Genomic DNA, 15,335 nt, shown 5'->3' with positions numbered 1-15,335 from the left:
GGGCAGAGAAATGGCGCCGCCGCTTCCGCGACGGCGCCATCCGCGACGATTCAGCCCTGGCGACCCTTGAAGCGCGGGTTCGTCCGGTTCACCACGACCACCCGGCCGTGGCGGCGGACCACCACCGAACCCGGCTTGTCCTTCAGGGACCGCAGGGAGCTACGTACCTTCATCTCGGACCCTCCTTGGGTCTCGTGGGTTCCGGCTGTCCAACGCCGGGGCCGCCCCCACGATTCCCGCGCTCAGCCCAGGTGGCCGTCGATCTCCGCGAGCTCCTCGGCCGTGAAGTCGAGGTTGTCCAGCGCCGCGATGTTCGCCTCCAGCTGCGGAACGCTGCTCGCCCCGATGATCAGGCTGGTCATCCGCGGATCCCGCAGCGCCCAGGCGAGCGCGAGCTGGGCCAGCGACTGACCCCGCCGCTCGGCGATGGCGCCGAGGGCCCGGATGGTCGCCATCCGCTCCTCGCCGAGGTCGCTCTCGTTGAGGAACACGCTGGTCCGCACCCGGGAGTCGGCCGGGATGCCGCCCAGGTAGCGGTCGGTGAGCAGGCCCTGCGCCAGCGGGCTGTACGCGATGCAGCCCGCGCCGACCTGCTCCAGGGTGTCCAGCAGGCCGTCGGCCTCCAGCCACCGGTTCAGCATCGAGTACGACGGCTGGTTGATCAGCAGCGGCGTGCCCAGGTCCCGCAGGATCGCGGCCGCCCGGGCCGTCTGCTCCGCATCGTAGTTCGAGATGCCGACGTAGAGCGCCTTGCCGGAGCGGACGATGGCGTCCAAGGCACCCATCGTCTCCTCCAGCGGGGTGTCCGGGTCGAACCGGTGGGAGTAGAAGATGTCGACGTAGTCGAGGCCCATCCGCCGCAGCGACTGGTCGAGGGAGGCGACGAGGTACTTGCGTGAACCCCACTCCCCGTACGGGCCGGGCCACATGAGATGGCCGGCCTTGCTGGAGATGACCAGCTCGTCCCGGTACGGCTTCAGGTCGGTGGCGAGCATCCGGCCGAAGTTCTCCTCGGCCGCGCCGGGCGGGGGGCCGTAGTTGTTGGCCAGGTCGAAGTGGGTCACCCCGAGGTCGAACGCGCGGCGGACGATGTCCCGCTGCCGTTCGTACGGGCGGTCCGGGCCGAAGTTGTGCCACAGGCCGAGGGAGATGGCGGGTAGGCGCAGGCCACTGCGTCCGCTGCGCCGGTAGGTCATGGAGTCGTAGCGGTCTTCCGCGGCGAGGTAGGTCACGATCATGAGCCTACGCGCGCCCGTCGGCGGTGCCGGTCGCCGTCACCCGGCCGCGGGCCCGGGAGTTGACCACCACGCCGGCATCCGAGACGGGGGACGTATGGACGACATCACGGCGATGATCATGGACGACCATGCCGCGTTCCGGCGCGGCTTCGCCCGGCTGGACGACGCCCGGGACGAGGACGAACTCCTCGCCATCTGGGAGGCGCTCGCCCTGCACCTGGACATCCACGCCGAGGCCGAGGAGACCATCCTCTACCCGCACCTCGTGCGGCACGGCGACGACGGCGAGGCCGAGACCGTGGACGCGGTCGGCGACCACAACAAGATCCGCGACGCGATCGCGGAGTCGAAGCTGTACCCGGTCGGCACGGACCGGTGGTGGGCGGCGGTCTGGCGGGCCCGCCGGGAGAACAGCGAGCACCTCGCCGAGGAGGAGGACGAGGCGCTGCCCGACTTCCGCCGCCACGCCAGCGCCGAGCTGCGGGCCGAGCTGGGCCACCGCTGGCTGACCTTCTACGGGGAGCACAAGAACGGCCGCAACCTGACGTTCCACGACAAGGACCCCCAGGCGTACGTGCGCGAGCACCGCTGAGATCTCCCCGACGCGGGGGAGTCGCCCTCCCCGCGCCGAGGCGAGAATGGCCCCGTGACCCCCCGAGCCGTCCTCGCCCCGCTGTACGCCGCCAGCACCTGGCGGCGTGGCGTGTTCCTGCTGCTCGGCGGGGTGCTCGTCCTGCCGTACGTGCTGCTCGTGGTGGCGTTCCGGCAGGTCTTCACGGCCCCGGGCGTGCCGTGGGTGCTCGCGCTCGGCCTGCTCGTCGTCGCCGTGCTGGTCGCCGGTGTGCCGCTGCTGCTGGCCGGCAGCCGGGCGCTGGAGATCGCCGCGGCCCGGGCGCTGCTCGGCGTCGACCTGCCCGACCCGGCTCCCGGGCACCGCCCCGACCGGGAGACGCGGCTGCGGGCCGCGCTCTGGATCGCCACGCACCTGGCCGTCGGCGGGCTGGTCGTCCTCGGGCTGCTCATGGCGGTGCCGATGGCGCTGGCCTTCATCGCCCAGCAGTTCGGCGTCGGCGTCGAGCTGCTGCGGGAGGAACGGTTCGGCCCCTTCGACGGGCGGGACACGGGCTGGCTCACGGTCACCGGAGTGGTGATGCTGGTGGGCATCGGCTACGCGGTGGCCGGGCTCGGCGCGCTGGCCGCGTCGATGGCGCCGGTGCTGCTCGGGCCCGCGCAGTCCGAGCGGATCGCCGCGCTGGAGGCCCGGGCCACCCGGCTGGCCGAGCGCAACCGGCTGGCCCGGGAGCTGCACGACTCGGTCGGGCACGCGCTCACCGTGGCCACCCTCCAGGCCGGGGCGGCCCGCGCCGTGCTGGACACCGACCCGGAGTTCGTCCGTCGGGCGCTGGCCGCCATCGAGGAGGCCGGCCGGACCGCCATGGACGAACTGGACCACGTGCTCGGGCTGCTGCGGGAGCCCGAGCAGGGCCGGGCCCCGGCCGCGCCGCAGCGTACGCTCGCCGACCTCGACCGGCTGGTGGCCGACACCCGCGCGGCGGGCCTGGCCGTCGACGCGCGCCGCCGCGGCGACCCGGCCGCGCTGCCCGCCGCCGTCTCCCGCGAGGGCTACCGGATCATCCAGGAGGGGCTGACCAACGCCGCCCGCTACGGCCGGGGGCCGGTGACACTCCGGCTCGACGTCGGGCCGGACGCCCTGGAACTGGAGCTGGTCAACGGGCTGCCACCCGCACCGCGACGCCCCGGCCAGGTCGGAGGCGGCCGGGGCCTGGACGGGATGCGGGAGCGGGTGCTGCTGCTCGGCGGCCAGCTCACCGCCGGGCCCGCCGGCGGGCGTTGGCGCATCGGCGTGCGGCTGCCGTTCCGGGAGGCGCCGTGACCATCGGCGTGCTGATCGTCGACGACGACGAGCTGATCCGGGTCGGGCTGCGGGCCATCATCGACGCCCAGCCCGACCTGCGGGTGTTCGGCGAGGCCGCGGACGGCGCCGAGGTGCCGCCGCTGGTCGCCCGGCTGCGGCCCGCCGTGGTGCTCATGGACGTCCGCATGCCGGGCATCGACGGCATCCAGGCCACCCGGCAGCTCCTGGCGGCCTCCGCCGACCCGCCCCGCGTGCTCGTGGTGACCACGTTCGCCAACGACGAGTACGTCTACGACGCGCTGCGCGCGGGCGCCAGCGGCTTCCTGCTCAAGCGGGCCCGCCCGGCCGAGGTGGTGGAGGCCGTCCGCGTCGTCGCCGCGGGGGAGTCGCTGCTGTTCCCGGCGGCGATCCGCCGGCTCGTCGGTGCGTACGGCGGGCGGGGCGGGGACCGGCTGCGCGCGGCCCGGCTGACCGACCGGGAGGCGGAGGTGCTGCGGCTGATGGCGACCGGACTGTCCAATCCGGAGATCGCCGCGCAGTTGGTGGTGGGCGTGGAGACGGTGAAGACCCACGTCGGCAACGTGCTGGCCAAGCTGGGGGTGCGGGACCGCACCCAGGCCGTGATCGCGGCGTACGAGTCCGGCTTCGTCACCCCGGCCGGCTGACCCGGGCGCTGCCGGATTCCCCCTCGCGAGGGAGCGGGTTCCCCGCGGCACGGGAGGGTTTCCGCATCGCGGCGGCCGAGGCTGAGACCATGACGATGACAGCTGCGCCGCCCCGCCCCGCCACCCGCCGGTCCGACCGTCTCGCCCCGCTGGCCGCCGCCTGGCTCGGCCTCTGGGGCCTCCTCGCCCTGCTCGCCACGATCACCGGCGCCGGCTACCCGTTCGGCGCGAACGACCCGCGCGGCGGCGCCACCAGCCTGCTGCGGCTGATCCCCGTCGACGTCGCGCCGCCGCTGTTCGCCGTACTGCTCCTCGGCGCGGCGGTCGCCGCGCTGGCCATGAGCCGGCCGGCGGCCCGCCCCGCCCGCCCGCTGCGGGCGCTGCTCGCCGGCTACGCCGGGACGGTCGCGGTCGTCCTCACCGTGGTCGTGCCGGACGCCCAGGTGCTGGCCCTGCTCGGCTACGCCCCGATGCTGATCATCGGCGCGCCGTTCGGCTGGCCGCCGGTCGACTACGCCGAGGTCTTCACCTGGGCGCTCGCCGTCCGGGTCGCCGCCCTGACCGGCGGGCTGCTGCTCGCCGGCGCGGTGCTGGTGTGGTGGCGCCGCACCGGCGACGCCTGCCTGGCCTGCGGCCGCGGCGACGACGAGCGCGGCTGGACCAGCCCGGCGGCCGCGGCGCGCTGGGGCCGGTGGGCCGCCGGCATCGCCGCCCTCATCCCCCTGGTGTACGCGTCGACCCGGCTCGCGTGGGCGGCCGGCATCGGGCTCGGCCTCTCCGACGACACCCTCACCGAGTTGCAGGACAGCGGGGCCGTCTGGGCCGGTCTGGGCCTCGGCGCGTTCGCCACGGTCGGCGCGGTCCTCACCCTCGGCCTCGTCCAGCGGTGGGGCGAGCGCTTCCCCCGCTGGGTGCCCGGGCTGGGCGGCCGTCCGGTGCCGGTGCGGCTCGCCGTGATCCCGGCCAGCCTCGTGACGGTCGTCGTGACCGCGGCCACCGTCGGACTGCTCGCCAGCCCGCAGTTCTGGGCGCTGGGCGGCGACGTGTTCAGCGCGGCCACCGCCCCGATGCTGCTCTGGCCGGTGTGGGGACCGGCGCTGGGCCTCGCCACCTATGCGTACCACCTGCGTCGGCGGGGCGCCTGCCGCCGGTGCGGGCGGGGCTGAGGGTGGTACCGGGGGTACCCGCCAAGCGCGGGCACCCCCGGGCCGTCCCGAGCTAGCGTGGTCGGGTGACTGCGCCCAACCCGGTAATCCCGGTCCCCCCGGCCGACCTGCCTCGTACGCTCGGCGAGCTGCGGGCGGCCGGCCACCGCTACCGCACCGTCAAGCAGGAACTCCGTGACAACCTCGTCGCCCGGATGCGGGCCGGCGCCGACCGGTTCCCCGGCATCGTCGGCTACGAGGACACCGTGCTGCCCGAGGTCGAGCGGGCCCTGCTCGCCGGGCACGACATGGTGCTCCTCGGCGAGCGCGGCCAGGGCAAGACCCGGCTGATCCGCTCCCTGGCCGCCCTGCTCGACGAGTGGACCCCCGTCATCCCCGGCTCGGTGCTCAACGAGCACCCCCTGCACCCGCTCACCCCGGCGTCCCGCGCCCAGGTGGCCGAGGCCGGCGACGACCTGCCGGTCGGCTGGCTGCACCGCTCGATGCGTTACGGCGAGAAGCTCGCCACCCCGGACACCAGCGTCGGCGACCTGATCGGCGACATCGACCCGATCCGAATCGCCGAGGGGCGCACCCTCGGCGACCCGGAGACGATCCACTTCGGCCTCGTGCCGCGTACGAACCGGGGCATCTTCGCCGTCAACGAGCTGCCGGACCTGGCCGAGCGCATCCAGGTGGCGCTGCTCAACGTGCTGGAGGAGCGGGACATCCAGGTCCGCGGCTACCAGCTGCGGCTGCCGCTGGACCTGCTCCTGGTCGCCAGCGCCAACCCGGAGGACTACACGAACCGCGGCCGGATCATCACCCCGCTCAAGGACCGGTTCGGCGCGGAGATCCGTACCCACTACCCCGTCGACCTGGAGCTGGAGCTGGCCCTCATCCGGCAGGAGGCCGACCTGGTCGCCGAGGTGCCGGAGCACGTGCTCGAGGTGCTGGCCCGGTTCGCGCGGGCGGTGCGGGAGTCCCCGTCGGTGGACCCGCGTTCGGGTGTCTCCGCCCGGTTCGCCATCGCCGCCGCCGAGACGGTGGCCGCCGCCGCGCTGCGCCGGGCCGCCCTGCTCGCCGGTGCCGCGCCGCCCGCCGGCGGCGACAGGGATCCCGCGCCCACCGGCGGGACGGCGGTCGCGCGCATCGGGGACGCCGTGTCGGTGACCTCGACGCTGCGGGGCAAGGTGGAGTTCGAGAGCGGCGAGGAGGGGCGCGAGATCGAGGTCCTCGCCCACCTGCTGCGTACGGCGACGGCCGAGACGTTCCGGGCCCGGCTCGCCGGGCTGGACCTCTCCGGCTTCACCGACCTGGTGGCCGAGGGCGCCGTCATCGAGACCGGGGAGCTGGTCGGCGCGGCCGACCTGCTGCGCCAGGTGGGCACCGTGCCGGGGCTCGCGAAGGTGCTGGACCGCCTCGGGATGGGTGACGCGCCCACGCCGGAGGAGGCCGCCGCGGGTGTCGAGTTCGTGCTGGAGGGACTGCACCTGACCCGCCGGCTGGGCAAGGACGTCACCGACTCGGGCCGCACCGTCTACGGCGGCCGGGGCTGAGCGTGGCCGGCAACCGGTTCCGGTACGGGCAGTGGCGCGGCGGGCCCGATCCGCTCGCGCCCCCGTACGACGTACGCGAGGCGGTCGACTCGGTCGGCGCCGAGGTGCTGGCCGGCGGCAGCCTGCGCGAGGCGCTGCGTGACCTGCTGCGCCGCGGCCCCAACGGGCGTGGCGGGCTCGACGAGCTGGCCGCCCGCGCCCGGCGACTGCGCCGGGAGGCGCTGCGCCGCGGCGACCTGGACGGGGCCGTGACCCGGTCCCGGGCCCTGCTCGACCAGGCGCTCGCCGCCGAGCGGGACGAGCTGCGCGGCCGCGACGACGACGCGGCGCGGTTCGCCGAGGCGGTGCTGGACAACCTGCCCCGCTCCACGGCGAAGGCGGTGCAGGAGCTGTCCGGCTACCAGTGGGCCAGCGAGGAGGCCCGCCGGACGTACCAGCGGATCCTCGACGGGCTCCGCGACGACGTGCTCGGGCAGCGCTTCGCCGGGTTGCGGGACGCGGTGCGCGCCAGCGCGGACCCGGCGGCGCAGCAGCGGCTCGCCGAGATGATGCACGACCTGAACGACCTGCTGGCCCGGCACGCCCGGTCGGAGGACACGACCGACGCGTTCGCCGAGTTCATGCGCCGGCACGGGGAGTTCTTCCCGGAGCAGCCGAAGGACGTCGACGAGCTGGTCGACGTGCTCGCGCGGCGGGCCGCGGCGGGCGAGCGGCTCATGCGGTCGCTGTCGGACCGCCAGCGCGAGGAACTGGCCGGGCTGATGCGGCAGTCGCTCGGCGAGCGGCTGGCCGGTGAGATGAGCCAGCTCGACGCCCACCTGCGCGCGCTGCGCCCCGACCTGTCCTGGGGGCGGGGCGAGCGGGTGCGGGGTGAGCGGCCGCTCGGCTACGGCGAGGCCGCCGGCGCGCTGGAGGAGATCGCCGAGCTGGACGACCTGCTCGACCAGCTCGACCAGGAGCACCCCGGCGCGACGCTGGACGACGTCGACGTGGACGCCGTGGCCCGGACGCTGGGCCGCGACGCCGCTGACGACGTACGCCGGTTGCGCGAGCTGGAGCGGGAGCTGCGCCGGCAGGGGTGGGTGACCCGCGACGCGGAGGGTCTGACCCTGAGCCCGAAGGCCCTGCGCCGGCTCGGCGGTACGGCGCTGCGGCGGGTCTTCGCCGACCTCACGGCCGGGCCGCGGGGCCAGCACGATCTGCGTTCGGCCGGAGCCGCCGGCGAGGTGAGCGGTGCCTCCCGCCCCTGGGAGTACGGCGACGAGCAGCCGCTGGACGTGGTGCGCACGCTCACGCGGGCGGTCCGCCGGGCCGGCCCGCGGGTGCCGGTGCAGCTCGCCGTCGAGGACTTCGAGGTCGTGGAGACCGAGCGGCGGGCCTCCGCGGCGGTGGCGCTCTGCGTCGACCTGTCGTACTCGATGATCTCGCAGGGGCGCTGGGGGCCGATGAAGCAGACGGCGCTGGCGCTGTCGCACCTCATGGCGACCCGGTTCCCGCAGGACGCGCTCCAGATCATCGGGTTCGGCCGGCAGGCGATGCCGCTGACCCAGCAGGAGCTGGCCGCAGTGGACCCGGACATGGAGCAGGGCACCAACCTCCAGCACGCCCTGCGGCTGGCGGGGCGGCACCTGCGCCGGCACCCGGACTCCGAGCCGGTGGTGCTGGTGGTCACCGACGGGGAGCCGACCGCGCACCTCGACCCGGACGACGGTGAGGCGTACTTCCACTGGCCGCCGCTGCCGGAGACGATCGAGGCGACCATCCGTGAGGTGGACCGGCTGGCCCGGTACGGGGCCACGCTGAACCTGTTCATGCTCGGCGACGACCCCGGGCTGCGGCGCTTCGTCGACGCGGTGGCCCGCCGCTCGAAGGGCCGCATGTTCACTCCGGACCCCGACGACCTCGGCGAGTACGTCGTCTCCGACTACCTGCGCTCCCGCCAGTCGCGCCGCCGCTGACCCTGCGTCGATCATGGAGTTGTGGTGGCGGACGAAAGCCGCCCGTCCGGGTGAACCGGGCACCACAATTCCATGATCGACGGGGCGGGGCGGGGTTGACTTGGGGGATGGACAGCGGGAGGTTGCGCCGGGCGTACGAGGAGGTGCTCGCGGAGATCGACGCGGGAGGCTTCGGGCCGCCGCCCGAGGGGCAGCTGAGCGCCGAGCAGATCGTCGCGCACCTGGCCGCCAACGACGAGCTGATGGTCGAGGCCACCGAGGCGGTGCTGGCCGGTTCCCCGTACGCCTACTACGACCTGGAGACGATCCACCGGCCGCAGGTGGACGCGCTGGTCGCCCAGTACGGCGGGTTGGACGGGCTGGCCGCCCTGCTCCGGGGCACCAGCCAGAAGCTGTGCACGCTCACCGACCGGCTCGGCCTGGCCGCGGAGACCCCGGTCGACACGCACCTGCGCGAGGGCTACGACCTGAACGTGGACGAGCCCCTGCCCTGGGGCCGCACCCTCGACCTGCACGCCACGGTCCATCTCCCGAAGCACCTGGCCCAGCTCCGCCTGCTCCGCACACCCTGACCCGCGGCCCGACCCCCGCGATCTTGCACTTACTGCCCCCACAAACCAGACTTTCATGGGCATATCAGGGGCCGAAAGTGCAAGATCGCGGGGGTCGGGCCGCGCGGGGGTCAGGGGTGGCGGAAGGTGCGGCGGTACGTGCTCGGGGGCACGCCGAGGCGTTGGTGCAGCTGCTGGCGCAGCGCCGCCGTGGTGCCGAAGCCGGAACGCCGGGCCACCTGGTCGATGCTCAGGTCGGTGGTCTCCAGGAGCAGGCGGGCGTGGTCGGTGCGCTGCTGGAGCAGCCACTGCGCGGGGCTGAGCCCCGTCTCCGAGCGGAACCGCCGCGTGAAGGTGCGCACGCTCATCCGCGACCGCTCGGCCATGTCGCGCAGGCTCACCGGCTCGTGCAGCCGCTGCCGCGCCCACTCCCGGGCCGCGGCGGTGCTCGTGTCGGTCGCCTTCGGCACCGGGCGCTCGATGTACTGCGCCTGACCACCCTCCCGCCACGGCGGCACCACGCAGCGCCGCGCCGCCCGGTTGGCCACCTCGCTGCCGTGGTCGGTGCGGATGACGTGCAGGCACAGGTCGATCCCGGCGGCCACCCCGGCCGAGGTGAGCACCCGCCCACCGTCGATGAACAGCACGTCGGGGTCGAGCTCGACGCTCGGGTGCAGGCGGCGGAACCGGTCGGCGTACGCCCAGTGGGTGGTGGCCCGCCGGCCGTCGAGCAGCCCGGCGGCGGCGAGCACGAAGGCGCCGGTGCAGATCGACATGATCCGGGCGCCCCGCTCGTACGCCCCGCGCAGCGCCGCGCGCACCTCCGGGTCGATCGTGCCGTCGGTCATGGCGGGGCCCTCGTGGATGCCGGGGACGACCACCGTGTCGGCGGTCTCCAGCAGCTCCAGGCCGTGCTCGGGGAGCACCTGGTAGCCGGCGGTGCTGCGGACCGGCCGGCGGCCGGCCGTGCACACCTCGACGGCGTACCGGCGGACGCCGTCGGCGTCGCGGGCGGTGCCGAAGACCTGGGAGGGGGTGCCGAGGTCGAGACCGACGACCCCGTCGAGGGCGAGCACCGCGATCCGGTGCGGCGGCATGGCCATGGCCCGATTATTGCGCATGATGGCTTTCCGGCCACTCGCCAGCGCGTCCGGCGCTCCCCAGACTCGTACCGTGACCACTCGCCGCCTCCATCCCGCCTGGATCGTCGCCGCCGTGGCCTTCGTGGCGCTCGTCGGCGCGGCCGGCTTCCGTGCCACCCCGTCGGTGCTGCTGCACCCGCTGCACGACGAGTTCCGCTGGCCGCTGGCCACCATCTCCGCCGCCGTCTCGGTCAACCTGCTGCTCTACGGGCTGACCGCGCCGTTCGCCGCCGCGTTGATGGACCGGTTCGGCATCCGGCGGGTGGTCGCCGCGGCCCTGCTGCTCGTGGCCGCCGGCAGTGGGCTGACCGTGTTCATGACCGCGAGCTGGCAGCTCGTCCTCTGCTGGGGCGTGCTCGTCGGCCTGGGCACCGGCTCGATGGCGCTCGCCTTCGTGGCCACCGTCACCGGGCGGTGGTTCGTCCGGCGACGCGGGCTGGTCACCGGGGTGCTCACCGCCGGCGGCGCGGCCGGGCAACTGGTCTTCCTGCCGCTGCTCGCCGTGCTGGTGCGCGACCACGGGTGGCGCGCGGCGGCGCTCGTCGTCGCGGGAGCCGCCCTCGCCGTCGTACCGCTGGTGGTCTGGCTGCTGCGCGAGCACCCGGCGGATCTCGGGCTGCCCGCGTACGGCGCCGCCGAGGTCACCCCGGCGCCGCCCGCCACCGGCGGGGCGGCGGCCCGGGCGCTCGGCGCGCTCGCCCAGGCCGCCCGGACGCGGCCGTTCTGGCTGCTCGCCGGCGGTTTCGCGATCTGCGGCGCGACCACCAACGGGCTCGTCGGTACGCACTTCGTGCCGGCCGCGCACGACCACGGGATGCCCGAGACCACCGCGGCGGGCCTGCTGGCGCTGGTCGGGCTCTTCGACATCGTCGGCACCATCGCCTCGGGCTGGCTCACCGACCGGGTCGACAGCCGGTTGCTGCTCGGCGCCTACTACGCGCTGCGCGGCGGTTCGCTGCTGGTGCTGCCGAGCCTCTTCGGCGGCGCCGCCGAGCCGAGCATGCTCGTCTTCATCGTCTTCTACGGGCTGGACTGGGTGGCCACCGTGCCGCCGACCGTGGCGCTGTGCCGCGAGTACTTCGGCGCGGCCGGGCCGGTCGTCTTCGGCTGGGTCTTCGCCGCCCACCAGCTCGGTGCGGCCCTCGCCGCGACCGGCGCGGGGCTGGTGCGGGACCGGCTCGGGGACTACGCGCTGGCCTGGTACGTGGCCGGGGCGCTGGCGATCGGCGCGGCCGGGCTCTCGCTGCTGCTGCGCCGCCGCCCGGCGGGGGTCGCGCCGGTGCCGGCGCTGGCCACCACCGGGCCGGCCGCGCCGCGCGTGTGGCGGTACCGCGGCTGACCGCGCGGCGCGGCACCGGGTTCAGTCGACGACCCGGACGTCCTTCCAGAACGCCACCCGGTCCCGGACCATCTCCGCCTCGGGTTTCGGATCCGGGTAGTACCAGACGGCGTCGGCGCTGGTCCGCCCGTCGTGTTCCAGTGTGTAGTACGACGCGGTGCCCTTCCACGGGCAGACCGTGTGGGTGTCGGACTCGCGGATCACGTCGTCGCGCAGGGCGGCGCGGGGGAAGTAGTGGTTCCCCTCGACCACGACGGTGTCGTCGCTCTCCGCGATGACCAGGTCGTTCCAGACGGCTTTCGGCATGCGTCCCACGCTATGCCGGCCGCACGGCGCCGACCACCGTCACGGAGCGGCGACCACCGCGCGGGCGTCGCCCACCGTACGCGGCGACCATCGCGTGGGCCCCGACCGTCGCGTGAGCGGCGGGCACCGCGCGGGGCCGGGCAGCGCGGACGCGGGCGGTGGCGCCGGCGTACGGCCCCCGGCGGGGAGGCGTCAGCGACCCGGCTCCGGGTCGGTGACGTCGGCGACGGTCGCCTTCAGCGCCTCGAGTGCCGCGTCGGCGTCGACCGCCACGGCCACCCCGTGCTCGCCCGCGCCGAGGGTGATGGTCCGGCCGCGGATCCGCTCGTCGGCGACGACCGGCCAGGCGGTGGTCGCGCCGAACGGTGTGATGGTGCCCCGCTCGTAGCCGGTGACGGCCTTCGCGGTGGTCGCGTCCGGCATGGAGATGCGGTTGACCCCGAGCAGCGCGCGCAGCTTCGGCCAGGAGATGACCCGGCCGCCCGGGGTGAGCACGAAGAGGTAGTCCTCGGGGCCGCGGCGCACGACGATGGTCTTCACGACGTCGGGCACGTCCACGCCGCGTACGGCGGCGGCGTCGGCGAGGCTGGCCACCGGCCCGTGCCGGATCACCCGGTGGGACAGGCCGGCGGCGTCGAGGGCGGCGAGCGCGGGAGACGGCATGCGTTGCACCGTAACCCCGCGTGAGCAGGTCGGAAGTGTGAAAAGGCCAACGTGGACATCGGGTGCCGTTTCCCGCGACAGGCGTAGAGTGATCACATGTGCGCCGTCCGTGTGGATCATCGATCGGTCGATCACGACAGTGCGGTGGAGGCGCTGCGGCGGTCGTACGCCGCGGTGCCGCCCGGTGAGCCCGTCCGGCTCGCCAAGCGCACCTCCAACCTGTTCCGGCCGCGCTCGCAGGTGCGTACGCCGGGCCTGGACGTCAGCGGCCTCACCGGGGTGATCGGCGTCGACCCGACCGCGCGGACCGCCGACGTGCAGGGCATGTGCACCTACGAGGACCTGGTCGACGCCACGCTGCCGCACGGGCTGATGCCGCTGGTCGTGCCGCAGTTGCGCACCATCACGCTGGGCGGCGCGGTCACCGGGCTGGGCATCGAGTCGACGTCGTTCCGCAACGGCCTGCCCCACGAGTCGGTGATCGAGATGGACGTGCTCACCGGCTCGGGTGAGATCGTCACCGCCCGCCCGGACGGCGAGCACGCCGAGCTCTTCGCGGCGTTCCCGAACTCGATGGGGAGCCTCGGCTACGCCACGCGGCTGCGCATCGAACTCCAGCCGGTGCGCCGCTACGTGGGGCTGCGCAACATCCGGTTCACGAAGCTGGAGGCGCTCACCGACGCCATCGCCGAGGTGACGGCCACCCGGTCGTGGGCCGGCACGCCGGTGGACGCCATGGACGGGGTGATGTTCAGCCCGGGCGAGGCGTACCTGGTGCTCGGCACCTTCACCGACGAGGGGGAGCGGCCGAGCGACTACACCGGGCAGGACATCTACTACCGGTCGCTGCGCCGGCGGGTCCGCGACACGCTGACGACGTACGACTACCTGTGGCGCTGGGACACCGACTGGTTCTGGTGCTCGGCGGCGTTCGGCGTGCAGCACCCCGTGGTGCGGCGGCTCTGGCCGGCGCGGTACCGGCGCAGCGACGTGTACCACCGGCTGGTCCGGCTGGAGCACCGGCACGGTGTCGCCGCCCGGATCGATCGCCTGCGCGGCCGGCCCGCCCGGGAACGGGTGGTGCAGGACGTGGAGATCCCACTGGAGCGGACGGCCGACTTCCTGCGCTGGTTCGCGGGCAACGTCGGGATGACCCCGGTCTGGCTCTGCCCACTGCGACTACGCGAGCCGGCGGGTCCCGGCTCGGCCCGGTCCTGGCCGCTGTATCCGCTGCGGCCCGGGCAGGACTACGTCAACATCGGTTTCTGGGGGAGCGTGCCGATCGCCGACGGCGCCGCCGACGGTGACGTCAACCGGTTGATCGAGCGCGTGGTGTCGGAGATGGGCGGGCACAAGTCGCTCTACTCCGACGCGTACTACGACCGGGACTCCTTCGAGCGCCTCTACGGCGGGCCGACCTGGCGCGCCGTGCGGGACCGCTACGACCCGGAGCACCGGCTCACCGGACTGTACGAGAAGGCGGTAGCACGAGCATGAGCCTGACCGACCGAGACCAGGGGGCGGCGAGCGTCCCCGCCACACCGCCGGCGGGGGGCCGGCGCCCGCGTACGACCGTGGCGGACGTGGTCCGCGCGGTGACCATCGGTGACCTGCCGGTGCGGATCACCGCCTACGACGGCAGCGCCGTCGGTCCCGCGGACGCCGGCATCACGCTGGCCGTCCGCTCCGAACGGGGACTGTCCTACCTGCTCACCGCCCCGGGTGACCTGGGCCTGGCCCGGGCGTACGTCAGTGGCGACCTGGGGCTGGAGGGGGTGCACCCGGGCGACCCGTACGAGGCGTTCCGGGTCCTCAAGGACGAGGTGAAGCTGCGTCTTCCCTCGCTCAGTGAGGGGCTCAACCTGGTGCGCGGGCTGGGCTGGGAGCGGCTGCGCCCGCCGCCCGCCCCACCGCAGGAGGCGCAGCCGCGCTGGAAGCGGGTGATGGGCGGCCTGCGGCACTCCCGTTCCCGGGACAGCTCCGCGATCTCGCACCACTACGACGTCTCGAACGCCTTCTACGAGAAGGTGCTCGGCCCGTCGATGACGTACACGTGCGCGGTGTTCCGCTCTCCGGGGGACACGCTCGAGGAGGCCCAGGCGTCGAAGTACGACCTGGTGGCCGGCAAGTTGGCGCTCAAGCCGGGGATGCGCCTGCTCGACGTGGGGTGCGGCTGGGGCGGCATGGTCCGGCACGCGGCCCGCGAGTACGGCGTGAAGGCCCTCGGGGTCACGCTGTCGAGGGCGCAGGCCGAGTGGGCGCAGGCGGCCATCGAGCGGGAGGGGCTGTCCGAGCTGGCCGAGGTGCGGTACATGGACTACCGGGACGCCCCGCGCGAGCAGTTCGACGCGATCTCCTCCATCGGCCTGACCGAGCACATCGGGGTGCGCAACTACCCGGCCTACTTCGGGGCGCTGCGGGACCGGCTGCGCCCGGGCGGGCGGCTGCTGAACCACTGCATCACCCGCGCGGACAACCGGGCGCCGCACCGCTCCGGCGCGTTCATCGACCGGTACGTCTTCCCCGACGGCGAGCTGGCCGGGCCGGGCCGGGTGATCAGCGAGGTGCACGACGCCGGTCTGGAGGTGCACCACGAGGAGAACCTGCGCCAGCACTACGCGCTGACGCTGGCGGGCTGGTGCCGCAACCTCGTGGAGCACTGGGACTTCTGCGTCTCCGAGGTCGGCGCCGGCACGGCGCGCGTGTGGGGCCTCTACATGGCCGGCTCGCGGCTGGCCTTCGAGCGCAACGACATCCAGCTGCACCAGGTGCTGGCCACGCGCAACAACCCCGACGGCAGCAACGGCTACCCGCTGCGTCCGGACTGGACGCCCTGACCCCGCTCTGACCTCCTGACGAGAGCCGCGCCGGCAACCGGCGCGGCTTTCGTCGA

Annotated in this window: 15 protein-coding genes; 10 read left to right on the top strand and 5 right to left on the bottom strand. The window is 74.6% G+C overall.

The window, feature by feature from the left end; translation table 11 throughout:
• Window positions 1–50: 50 nt before the first annotated feature.
• Together D7I43_RS19965 and mgrA are read right to left on the bottom strand one after the other, a co-directional pair.
• The gene (locus tag D7I43_RS19965) at window positions 51–173 is read right to left on the bottom strand and encodes a 50S ribosomal protein L36 (protein WP_120330058.1); all 123 of its coding nucleotides are present in this window, start codon (window positions 171–173) and stop codon (window positions 51–53) included.
• A gap of 69 nt (window positions 174–242) precedes the next feature.
• On the bottom strand, window positions 243–1,238 hold the full coding sequence (gene mgrA / locus D7I43_RS19960) for an L-glyceraldehyde 3-phosphate reductase (protein ID WP_120330057.1): 996 nt from the start codon (window positions 1,236–1,238) through the stop codon (window positions 243–245).
• A 94-nt stretch (window positions 1,239–1,332) separates the two neighbouring features.
• Here mgrA and D7I43_RS19955 point away from each other — a divergent pair, with 94 nt between their 5' ends.
• From D7I43_RS19955 to D7I43_RS19925, 7 genes are all read left to right on the top strand, one after another.
• Window positions 1,333–1,830: a hemerythrin domain-containing protein gene (locus D7I43_RS19955; protein WP_120330056.1), complete on the top strand. Its 498-nt coding sequence runs from the start codon at window positions 1,333–1,335 to the stop codon at window positions 1,828–1,830.
• Between the two features lie 54 nt (window positions 1,831–1,884).
• Window positions 1,885–3,132 (top strand): sensor histidine kinase, encoded by a 1,248-nt coding sequence (locus D7I43_RS19950; RefSeq protein WP_120330055.1) that lies wholly within the window; start codon window positions 1,885–1,887, stop codon window positions 3,130–3,132.
• The gene (locus D7I43_RS19945) at window positions 3,129–3,779 is read left to right on the top strand and encodes a response regulator transcription factor (protein WP_120330054.1); all 651 of its coding nucleotides are present in this window, start codon (window positions 3,129–3,131) and stop codon (window positions 3,777–3,779) included. Before D7I43_RS19950 ends, D7I43_RS19945 begins: the two co-directional genes overlap by 4 nt.
• An 89-nt stretch (window positions 3,780–3,868) precedes the next feature.
• Window positions 3,869–4,945 carry a hypothetical protein gene (locus tag D7I43_RS19940; protein ID WP_120330053.1) on the top strand — a complete coding sequence of 359 codons (1,077 nt, stop codon included), beginning with the start codon at window positions 3,869–3,871 and terminating at the stop codon, window positions 4,943–4,945.
• Window positions 4,946–5,010: 65 nt separating this feature from the next.
• Complete coding sequence (locus D7I43_RS19935; RefSeq protein ID WP_120330052.1) at window positions 5,011–6,483, top strand: magnesium chelatase ATPase subunit I; 1,473 nt, start codon at window positions 5,011–5,013, stop codon at window positions 6,481–6,483.
• Window positions 6,484–6,485: 2 nt separating this feature from the next.
• Window positions 6,486–8,441, top strand: coding sequence for a VWA domain-containing protein (locus tag D7I43_RS19930; protein WP_120330051.1), 1,956 nt, complete (start codon window positions 6,486–6,488; stop codon window positions 8,439–8,441).
• A gap of 107 nt (window positions 8,442–8,548) precedes the next feature.
• A complete protein-coding gene (locus tag D7I43_RS19925) occupies window positions 8,549–9,013 on the top strand; it encodes a hypothetical protein (protein ID WP_120330050.1) in 465 nt (154 codons plus the stop codon).
• A gap of 110 nt (window positions 9,014–9,123) precedes the next feature.
• Here the strand turns inward: D7I43_RS19925 and D7I43_RS19920 are convergent, their stop codons facing one another.
• Window positions 9,124–10,113 (bottom strand): GlxA family transcriptional regulator, encoded by a 990-nt coding sequence (locus D7I43_RS19920; RefSeq protein WP_120330049.1) that lies wholly within the window; start codon window positions 10,111–10,113, stop codon window positions 9,124–9,126.
• Between the two features lie 52 nt (window positions 10,114–10,165).
• Between D7I43_RS19920 and D7I43_RS19915 the strand changes: the two genes are divergently transcribed.
• The gene (locus tag D7I43_RS19915) at window positions 10,166–11,473 is read left to right on the top strand and encodes an MFS transporter (protein ID WP_120330048.1); all 1,308 of its coding nucleotides are present in this window, start codon (window positions 10,166–10,168) and stop codon (window positions 11,471–11,473) included.
• Window positions 11,474–11,494: 21 nt separating this feature from the next.
• Here the strand turns inward: D7I43_RS19915 and D7I43_RS19910 are convergent, their stop codons facing one another.
• Window positions 11,495–11,779 (bottom strand): DUF427 domain-containing protein, encoded by a 285-nt coding sequence (locus tag D7I43_RS19910; protein ID WP_120330047.1) that lies wholly within the window; start codon window positions 11,777–11,779, stop codon window positions 11,495–11,497.
• Window positions 11,780–11,971: 192 nt separating this feature from the next.
• On the bottom strand, window positions 11,972–12,442 hold the full coding sequence (locus D7I43_RS19905; RefSeq protein ID WP_120330046.1) for an aminoacyl-tRNA deacylase: 471 nt from the start codon (window positions 12,440–12,442) through the stop codon (window positions 11,972–11,974).
• A 96-nt stretch (window positions 12,443–12,538) separates the two neighbouring features.
• Between D7I43_RS19905 and D7I43_RS19900 the strand changes: the two genes are divergently transcribed.
• Together D7I43_RS19900 and D7I43_RS19895 are read left to right on the top strand one after the other, a co-directional pair.
• Entirely contained in the window at window positions 12,539–13,939 is a 1,401-nt protein-coding gene (locus tag D7I43_RS19900; RefSeq protein WP_120330045.1) for an FAD-binding oxidoreductase, read from the top strand.
• Complete coding sequence (locus D7I43_RS19895) at window positions 13,936–15,279, top strand: class I SAM-dependent methyltransferase (RefSeq protein WP_120330044.1); 1,344 nt, start codon at window positions 13,936–13,938, stop codon at window positions 15,277–15,279. The genes D7I43_RS19900 and D7I43_RS19895 overlap by 4 nt, the downstream gene beginning before the upstream one ends.
• Window positions 15,280–15,335: the final 56 nt, after the last annotated feature.

This window comes from Micromonospora globbae, from assembly GCF_003610785.1.
GTDB classification, from domain to species: Bacteria; Actinomycetota; Actinomycetes; order Mycobacteriales; family Micromonosporaceae; genus Micromonospora; species Micromonospora globbae.
The sequence above is the reverse complement of the archived record's forward strand: the minus strand, read 5'-3'. Positions and strand labels throughout refer to the sequence as shown.

Bases quoted from the DNA above. Each gene is read 5' to 3' on its own strand.
- D7I43_RS19965 (WP_120330058.1), bottom strand. From the start codon at position 173: ATGAAGGTACGTAGCTCCCTGCGGTCCCTGAAGGACAAGCCGGGTTCG.
- mgrA (WP_120330057.1), bottom strand. From the start codon at position 1,238: ATGATCGTGACCTACCTCGCCGCGGAAGACCGCTACGACTCCATGACC.
- D7I43_RS19955 (WP_120330056.1), top strand. From the start codon at position 1,333: ATGGACGACATCACGGCGATGATCATGGACGACCATGCCGCGTTCCGG.
- D7I43_RS19940 (WP_120330053.1), top strand. From the start codon at position 3,869: ATGACGATGACAGCTGCGCCGCCCCGCCCCGCCACCCGCCGGTCCGAC.
- D7I43_RS19925 (WP_120330050.1), top strand. From the start codon at position 8,549: ATGGACAGCGGGAGGTTGCGCCGGGCGTACGAGGAGGTGCTCGCGGAG.
- D7I43_RS19920 (WP_120330049.1), bottom strand. From the start codon at position 10,113: ATGCGCAATAATCGGGCCATGGCCATGCCGCCGCACCGGATCGCGGTG.
- D7I43_RS19910 (WP_120330047.1), bottom strand. From the start codon at position 11,779: ATGCCGAAAGCCGTCTGGAACGACCTGGTCATCGCGGAGAGCGACGAC.
- D7I43_RS19905 (WP_120330046.1), bottom strand. From the start codon at position 12,442: ATGCCGTCTCCCGCGCTCGCCGCCCTCGACGCCGCCGGCCTGTCCCAC.
- D7I43_RS19900 (WP_120330045.1), top strand. From the start codon at position 12,539: ATGTGCGCCGTCCGTGTGGATCATCGATCGGTCGATCACGACAGTGCG.
- D7I43_RS19895 (WP_120330044.1), top strand. From the start codon at position 13,936: ATGAGCCTGACCGACCGAGACCAGGGGGCGGCGAGCGTCCCCGCCACA.